The following is a 7727-nucleotide window of genomic DNA, read 5'->3' as shown; positions in this document are numbered from 1 at the left end:
TACCCCGTGTGGCAGGGGCAGAGCCTGGACCTGGCCGCCACCCTGCGCTACGGCGAGAACCCGCACCAGAGCGCCGCCCTCTACACCGACCCCGCCGCCGCGCCCGGCCTCGCGCAGGCGCGCCAGCTGCACGGCAAGGAGATGAGCTACAACAACTACGTCGACGGCGACGCCGCGTGGCGCTCGGCCTTCGACCACGCCGAACCCTGCGTGGCGATCATCAAGCACGCCAACCCGTGCGGGATCGCGATCGACGCCGACATCGCCGCCGCCCACCGCGCCGCCCACGAGTGCGACCCGGTCAGCGCGTTCGGTGGCGTGATCGCCGCCAACCGCGAGGTGAGCGTGGAGATGGCCGAGCAGGTCGCCGAGATCTTCACCGAGGTGATCATCGCGCCGTCCTACGCCGACGGCGCCGTGGAGATCCTCCAGCGCAAGAAGAACATCCGCATCCTGCAGGCGCAGGCGCCCGCCGCCGGTGAGCACGAGCGCAGGCAGATCTCCGGCGGGGTGCTGGTGCAGCAGCGCGACTCGCTCGACGCCCCCGGTGACGTGGTGGCCGGCTGGACCAAGGCCTGCGGACCCGATGCGGACGAGCAGACGCTGCGCGACCTTCTCTTTGCCTGGCGCGCGTGCCGGGCGGTCAAGTCCAACGCGATCCTGCTGGCCACCGGCGGCGCGACGGTCGGCGTGGGCATGGGCCAGGTCAACCGGGTCGACTCCGCCCGGCTCGCGGTGCAGCGGGCGGGGGAGCGGGTCGCCGGCGCGGTCGCCGCCTCCGACGCGTTCTTCCCCTTTGCCGACGGACTCGAGGTGCTGGCCGAGGCCGGCGTGCGCGCGGTGGTCCAGCCCGGGGGGTCGGTCCGCGACGCCGAGGTGATCGACGCCGCGGAGAAGGCCGGGATCACCATGTACTTCACCGGTGCGCGGCACTTCTTCCACTGAGATGGGGCCGCAGGGGGAGGACGCCGCCGCGCTGACCCCCCGTGCCCTGGCCAAGGCCCGACGGCGCGACGAGATCCTGGTCGCGGCGGCTCGGCTCATGGCCCGGCGCGGGTTCCACGCGGTCCGCCTGGACGACATCGGCGCCGAGGTGGGCATCTCGGGTCCCGGGATGTACCGCTACTTCTCCTCGAAGGAGGACGTGCTCGCGGAGATGCTGCTCGACATCTCCCGCCGGCTCCGTGACGGCGGGCGCGCGGCGGTCTGGCGGGGCGGCGCCCCCGCCGAGGTGGTGGACGCGCTGCTCGCGGTGCACATGGACTTCGTGGCGACCGAGCCGGATCTCATCAGCGTCCAGTTCCGTGATCTCGGTTCTCTGCCGGCCGCACCGCGGCACGAGGTGCGCACCCTCCAGCGCGAGTACGCCGAGTTGTGGGTGGACGCGCTGGTGCGGTTGCGCCCCGAACTGTCGACCATCGACGCCCGCGCGCACGTCCACGCCGTGTTCGGTCTGCTCAACTCCAGCCCGCGGCTTCCGGCGATGGCGGAGGCCGAGCTGCGGCGGGTGCTCACGGGGATGGCGTCGGCGGCCCTGCGGGCCTGACCGACCCCTCCAGCGCCGCCGCGAGCGCGGCGAGCTCCGCGCGGTAGCGCGCCACGGTGCCGAGCTTGACCTCCTCGTAGCCGCGGACCATGTCCGGCAGCTCGGCAAGGGCGACGGCGGTGCCCCGCCACGCGGCGTCCTTGCCCACGGGGCCCACGCGCCGGAGTTCCGCGGTGAGGCTCTCGACGACGTCGCGGTACTCGGCGAGCAGCTCGCGCTCGACCCTGCGGACGCCGGCGTATCCGAACGGGTCGAGCCGGGTGCCGCGCAGTCGCTTCATCCTGGCCAGCGCCCTCATCGCGGGCATCGCCCCGGGGCCGATCGAGATCTTCTTCTTCATGCCCATCGCCCGCAGGGCCGGCGGGTGGAGCTTGAGGTTCGCCACCGCGCCCTCGCCCCAGTCCTCGGTCAGCTGCGCCGCGAACTCCGGGTCCACGGCCAGGCGGGCCACCTCGTACTCGTCCTTGTAGGCCATGAGCTTGTGGAGGTTCCGGGCCACCGCCAGGGTGAGCCGCTCGGAGGCGCCACCGTCGGCGGGGTCCTGCAGGGCCTCCGCCGCGCGCAGGGCCTCGACCCGGCCCACGTAGTCGGCCGCGTACGCCTCGTCCTGGTAGCCGATCAGCTCGTCCACCCGGAGGGCCACCGCGGCGCGCAGTCCGGCGGAGGCCTGCCCGGACAGGCCGGCGAGCAGGCGCTCGCAGGCGGGGGAGGGCACGTGGAGGTCCGGGGTGGCGGTGGACACCGGGCGGTGCAGCCCGGAAACCAGGGCGGCCAGGGCCCGCGGATCCGCGACGGCCTGCCGGCCCCGACGGAACGCCTGCAGGTTGGCGTCCACCGCGACGCCGTTGAGCTCGATCGCCTGCTCGATCGCCTCGGCCGAGATCGCCAGGGCGCCGCTCTGGTACGCCGCGCCCACCATGAGCATGTTCGAGGTCTGGGTGGAGCCGAAGAGGCTCTCGGTGAGTTCTCCCGCGTCCAGGTACACGCCCCGGGCGGACGCGCGGTCGATCGCGGTCCGGATGTCCGGGGTCGCGGGGTGGGGGACCGTCGTGTCGATCACCATCGTGCCGGTGGGGATCTGCGTGGTGGACACGACCGAGGTGGTGCGGTCGGGGTTCGCCACCCTGAGGTTGGTGCTGTCCGCGCCGACCAGCCCGTCACAACAGAGGTAGAGGTCGCAGTCTCCGGCGCCGATCTTGGGCGGTTGCTCCGTGGGGGTACGGGCGACCCGGACGTCGGAGACCACGGCGCCGCCCTTCTGTGCCAGTCCGGTCATGTCGAGGGTGCGGGCCGAGTTGCCGTCGAGCACGGCCGCGGTGGCGAGCACCGCGGAGACGGTGACGATGCCCGTCCCGCCGATGCCGGTCAGCCTCAGGGAGAAGCCCCGATCGGGATCGACGTCGGCCCGGGCGGGTTCGGGCACGTCCGCCGACCCGAGCGGGGGCGCGGTGGCCACCCGCTCGGACGTCCGGCCGGGCACCACCGTGACGAACGCCGGGCAGTCGCCCTGCACGCACGAGAAGTCGAAGTTGCAGGTGGACTGGTCGATCCGGGTCTTGCGGCCGAACTCCGTCTGCACCGGGTGGACGGACAGGCAGTTGGACTTCGCGCCGCAGTCGCCGCAGCCCTCGCAGATGCGCTCGTTGATCACCACGCGCTCGTCGGGCGTGGGGTAGGTGCCGCGCTTGCGGTGGCGGCGCTTCTCGGCGGCACAGAACTGGTCGTGCACCAGGACGGTCACCCCGGGGACGGCGGCGAGCTCGCGCTGGACCTCGAGGGTGTCCGCGCGGTCGCGGACCTCGATCCCGCGGGGCAGGCCCTGGGCCCGTGTCGCCTTGACGTTGTCCGTCGTCACGACGATCTTCGCGACCCTCTCCGCCCGGAGGAGGCGCAGGATCTCGGGCAGCGTCATCGCGCCCACCGGGTCCTGGCCGCCCGTCATGGCGACGGTGCCGTTGTAGAGCAGCTTGTAGGTGATGTTGTCGCCCGAGGCCACCGCCGCCCGCACGGCCAGGGAGCCGGAGTGCATGAACGTGCCGTCGCCGATGTTCTGCACCAGGTGGCGCTCCTCGAGGAACGGCGACATGCCCGTCCACTGGACGCCCTCGCCGCCCATCTGGGTGACGCCGGTAATGGTGCCGACCTGCTTCTCGTCCATCATCAGCACCATCGCGTGGCAGCCGATGCCGCCGCCGACGAGCGTGCCGTCGGCGACCTTGGTGGAGCTGTTGTGGGGGCAGCCGGAGCAGAAGTACGGGGTCCGGGTGGTGGCCAGGGGCAGCGTGATGCGCGTGCGGGGCCGGGCCGGGCCCTCGAGCCACGCCAGCGCGGAGGGGATGCCGTGGACCCGCCCCAGCCGCTGGGCCAGGCCGCGGGTGACGGCGTCCACGTCCAGCTCGCCGAAGCGGCTGAACAGCGTCGAACCGTCCTCGTGGCTCTTGCCCACCACGTTGGCCACGTCGGGGCGACGGAAGTGGATCTCCCGGATCATCGTCTCGATGAAGTCGCGCTTCTCCTCCACCACGATCACCTCCTCCAGTCCGGACATGAACTCGTCGAGCACCGTCCGCTCCAGCGGGTACACCATGCCCAGCTTGAGGATCCGGATCCCGCGGCGGGAGAGCTCCGCGTCGTCCAGGCCCAGCCGGCGCAGCGACTCGCGGACGTCGAGGTAGGTCTTACCGGCGGCGACGATCCCGATCCGGTCGTCGGCGGTGCGCTGCACGATCCGGTTGATCCCGTTGAGCCGGGCGTACTCGAGCGCGCGGGGAACCCGGATGGTCAGCTGGTTCTGCTCGAGCTCCATCAGGCTGGCGCCCAGCAGCTGCCCGGAGGGCACGTGGGGGCTGGTGCCGAGGTCGCCGTAGACCGGGAGGATGCGGTCCGGGTCGACCAGCGCGGTCGAGGACGCGTCCGCCACGTGCGAGGAGATCTTCATGGCCGACCACAGGCCGGACACGCGTGACAGGATCGCCGCGTGGACGCCGAAGTCCAGGACGTCCTGCGAGTCCGCCGGATAGAGCGTCGGCATGTAGAGGTCGGCCAGGGCGAGCTCGGAGGCGCACGGGACGGTGGAGGACTTGGCCCCCGGGTCGTCGCCGACGAGCGCCACCGCCCCGCCGTGGGGGTCCGTGCCGATCAGGTTGGCGTGACGGAGGGCGTCGGTCGCCCGGTCCAGGCCCGGCGCCTTGCCGTACCAGTAGCCCACCACGCCCTGCAGCGCGGCGCCCGCGGTGTGGGCGGTGGCGCGGAGCGTGCCCGTGCGGCGGGCGAGCTGGGAGCCCATGACCGCCGTCGCGCCCGCCTCCTCGTTGAGGGCGGGGCGGTGCACGACGTCGAACGGATCGAGGAACGCCGCGCGCCTGGCGAGTTCGAGGTCGTAGCCCGCCAGCGGGGAGCCCTCGTAGCCGCTCACCAGGCTCGCGGTGAGCAGGTTCTGCCGCCGGTCCAGGCGGGCCCGGTCACGGACCGTCCGGACCAGAGCCTGGATGCCGGTGAGGAAGACCGTCCCGCTCTCGCGGGTGTAGCGGTCGGAGAGGGAGGTCATGATCAACACCTGGCCTTAGTCGCATGTGGGCTGGGCCCCCAGGCTAGGAGCAGACGTGAGCCGCGTCACGTGGCCAGCGCCCGGCCGGTCACCGTGTACACCCTGACCGATGTTCCGGGGCTCATCCTGGGCAATGTGTCCACCTCGCCGTCGGTTAGCGTGGACACATGGATTCCCCGACCGCACTGGACGACACCGACCGACGGCTCCTCGCGATCGTCATGGACGACCCCCGGGTCGGCGTGCGCGAGTTCTCGCGCCGCCTCGGGGTGGCGCGCGGCACCGCGCAGGCCCGGCTCGACAAGCTCGAGGCCCGCGGTGTGCTCGCGACGTGGGCGCCCCGGCTCGACGCCGCCGCCCTCGGCTACCCCCTCGGCGCGCTCGTCCACATCCAGCTGGCCCAGGCCAGGCTGGAGGAGACCTGCGACGGGCTGGCGCGCGTGCGCGAGGTGCTCGAGGTGATGAGCGTGGCCGGGGAGTTCGACATCGTCTGCCGGGTCGTCGCGCGGGACCACGCGCACCTCGAGGAGGTGTTCAGCGCGATCATCGCCACGCCCGGCGTCCTGCGCACCCGCACCGAGGTGATCCTGCGGCAGCGGGTCGGGCCCCGCGTCACCCAGCTGCTGGACGGGTGAGGGCTACGCCCAGATCCGCGCGAACGGGTGGGCGGCCTCGTACTCCGAGGCGAGTTCAAGCAGGAGGCGGTCCTGCCCCCTCCTCGCCGAGAAATGCACGCCGATCGGCATCCCGTCCGGGGCCTGTCCGGTGGGCAGGGACACGGCGGGAGAGCCCGCGATGTTCTGCAACGGGGTGAACGTCACCCAAGTGGAGACGCGCTCGAGGTGGGTCTCGAACGGCAGGTCCGCGTCGAGGTAGCCGACCTCCGGGGTCTCGTGGGCCACCACCGGGTTGAGGAACACGTCGACGTCGCCGAACGCGGCGTCGAACCGGAGTCGGACGCGCGCGAGCCGGGCCAGGTGGACGGGGATCCGGGGGAGGTTGCGACGGGCCAGACGTGCCAGGCCCACGGTGAAGGGGTCGAGCAGGTCGGGGTCGAAGCCCGGACCGAAGAGGCTGCGCCCGGATGACGACGTGCTCAGCGCGAGCAGGGCCCAGTAGGCGATGAAGTCCTGCCGGAACGTGGGCGGGACGGGCGCCGGCACGGGCACCACCTCGTGCCCCAGCGAGGACAGGCGTTCGGCGGTCGCACGCAGGACCGCGAGGGTGGCGGCGTCGGTCGGCCCGCCCGCGGGGCTCTCCTCCACCAGTCCGATGCGCAGGCGCCGGGCGGGGGCCGGGGCGACGGGCCCGATCGGCGGCACCCCGACCGGGCGGTGGCCGGCTTCGAAGGCGGTGAGGAACGTGGAGGTGTCGCGCACGGAGCGGGAGACGACGGACTGGGAGACGATCGGGATCGGCATCCGCTGCGAGAACGTCTCGTCCGGGTGTCTGCCGCGGCTCGGCTTGAATCCGACCAGGCCGGTCACGGCCGCGGGGATGCGGATCGACCCGCCGCCGTCGTTGGCGTGGGCGATCGGGAGGGCGCCGGCGGCGACGAGCGCGGACGAGCCCCCCGAGGACCCGCCGCTGGTGCGGCCGGTGTCCCAGGGGTTGCGGGTGACCAGGCCGCCCTGGCGCTCGGTGGCCGCGGTCCAGCCGAACGGCGGCATGGCGGTGATGCCGAGCGGGTTGAGGCCGGTGGCGCGGAAGGCCTGCGCGTAGGGGCCGTCGGTCAGGGCCGGGGTGTCGGGGACGGCGGGGGAACCGAGGCGCATCGGTGCGCCCTCCACCTGCACCGCGTCCTTGAACGCCGACGGCACGCCCGCGAGGGGGCCGGCGAGGGCGGACCGGTCGAGCCGGGTGGCGCGGTGGCGGGCGCGGTCGAAGTCGGTGTGGACCAGCGCGCCGAGCACGGGATCCACCTCCGCGCAGCGGGCGATCGCGGACTCGAGGAGCTCGGTCGGCGAGACCTCGCGCCTGCGGACCCGCTCGGCCAGGGCGGTGGCGTCGTCGTACCCCAGCGCGTCGTCGCGGAAGGCGTGGACGCGGCGCGTCCCGGCGGTGGATGCGGTCATCTCGGTGGCCTCGGTCACGTCCCCACTGTAGGGGTGCTCGGGGTCGCCCGCCCGCCCCGGCGGGGCGGGGTGGCGGGGGATTGCCCCTTTACTTTTGTGAGGCGCAGCACTATGGTCAGTTTCAGTTAATCCGACTTAACTGAAAGGGAGCGGCTCTGATGACCTCCGCGACCACCAATCGCCAGGCGCACGAGGATCTGCTCGCCGACCTACGCGGGCGCCTCGAGCGCGCCGCGCTGGGCGGCGGCGACAAGGCCCGTGCCCGTCACCTCGAGCGGGGAAAACTCCTCCCTCGCCAGCGTGTCGACGTCCTGCTCGACCCGGGCAGCCCGTTCCTCGAGCTCTCTCCGCTCGCCGCGGAGGAGATGTACGGGGGTAAGGCCCCCGCGGCGGGCGTCGTGGCCGGCATCGGCCGCGTCTCCGGGCGCGAGTGCCTGATCATCGCCAACGACGCGACGGTCTCCGGGGGCACCTACTACCCGATGACGGTGAAGAAGCACCTGCGCGGCCAGGAGGTGGCGCTGGCCAACAATCTGCCGTGCATCTACCTGGTGGACTC

6 protein-coding genes are annotated in these 7727 nt (G+C 73.0%); 4 read left to right on the top strand and 2 right to left on the bottom strand.

Going from position 1 to position 7727, the window contains the following annotated elements; all coding sequences use genetic code 11:
* Together purH and B4M60_RS01785 are read left to right on the top strand one after the other, a co-directional pair.
* Window positions 1-945, top strand: a 945-nt coding sequence (gene purH / locus B4M60_RS01790; RefSeq protein WP_291079725.1) for a bifunctional phosphoribosylaminoimidazolecarboxamide formyltransferase/IMP cyclohydrolase, incomplete at its 5' end; no start/stop codon positions are given.
* A 1-nt stretch (window position 946) separates the two neighbouring features.
* Window positions 947-1546: a TetR/AcrR family transcriptional regulator gene (locus tag B4M60_RS01785; protein WP_291079723.1), complete on the top strand. Its 600-nt coding sequence runs from the start codon at window positions 947-949 to the stop codon at window positions 1544-1546.
* Here B4M60_RS01785 and B4M60_RS01780 read toward each other — a convergent pair.
* Entirely contained in the window at window positions 1512-5093 is a 3582-nt protein-coding gene (locus B4M60_RS01780) for an indolepyruvate ferredoxin oxidoreductase family protein (RefSeq protein ID WP_291079721.1), read from the bottom strand. The two genes, B4M60_RS01785 and B4M60_RS01780, sit on opposite strands and share 35 nt — an antisense overlap.
* 167 nt (window positions 5094-5260) lie before the next feature.
* Here B4M60_RS01780 and B4M60_RS01775 point away from each other — a divergent pair, with 167 nt between their 5' ends.
* Window positions 5261-5728, top strand: coding sequence for an Lrp/AsnC family transcriptional regulator (locus B4M60_RS01775; RefSeq protein WP_291079719.1), 468 nt, complete (start codon window positions 5261-5263; stop codon window positions 5726-5728).
* A gap of 3 nt (window positions 5729-5731) precedes the next feature.
* Here B4M60_RS01775 and B4M60_RS01770 read toward each other — a convergent pair whose 3' ends face one another.
* Window positions 5732-7186: an amidase gene (locus B4M60_RS01770; RefSeq protein WP_291079717.1), complete on the bottom strand. Its 1455-nt coding sequence runs from the start codon at window positions 7184-7186 to the stop codon at window positions 5732-5734.
* A gap of 140 nt (window positions 7187-7326) precedes the next feature.
* On the opposite strand from B4M60_RS01770, the gene B4M60_RS01765 reads away from it, so the two are divergent.
* On the top strand, window positions 7327-7727 hold a 401-nt coding region (locus B4M60_RS01765; protein WP_291079715.1), incomplete at its 3' end, for a carboxyl transferase domain-containing protein.

The sequence above is a fragment of the Dietzia sp. UBA5065 genome, from assembly GCA_002415925.1.
GTDB lineage: Bacteria > Actinomycetota > Actinomycetes > Mycobacteriales > Mycobacteriaceae > Dietzia.
This window is presented reverse-complemented; position numbering and strand designations above follow the sequence as displayed.

Excerpts from the sequence above, each read along its gene's own strand:
- B4M60_RS01785 (WP_291079723.1), top strand. The coding sequence starts at position 947 with ATGGGGCCGCAGGGGGAGGACGCCGCCGCGCTGACCCCCCGTGCCCTG.
- B4M60_RS01780 (WP_291079721.1), bottom strand. The coding sequence starts at position 5,093 with ATGACCTCCCTCTCCGACCGCTACACCCGCGAGAGCGGGACGGTCTTC.
- B4M60_RS01775 (WP_291079719.1), top strand. The coding sequence starts at position 5,261 with ATGGATTCCCCGACCGCACTGGACGACACCGACCGACGGCTCCTCGCG.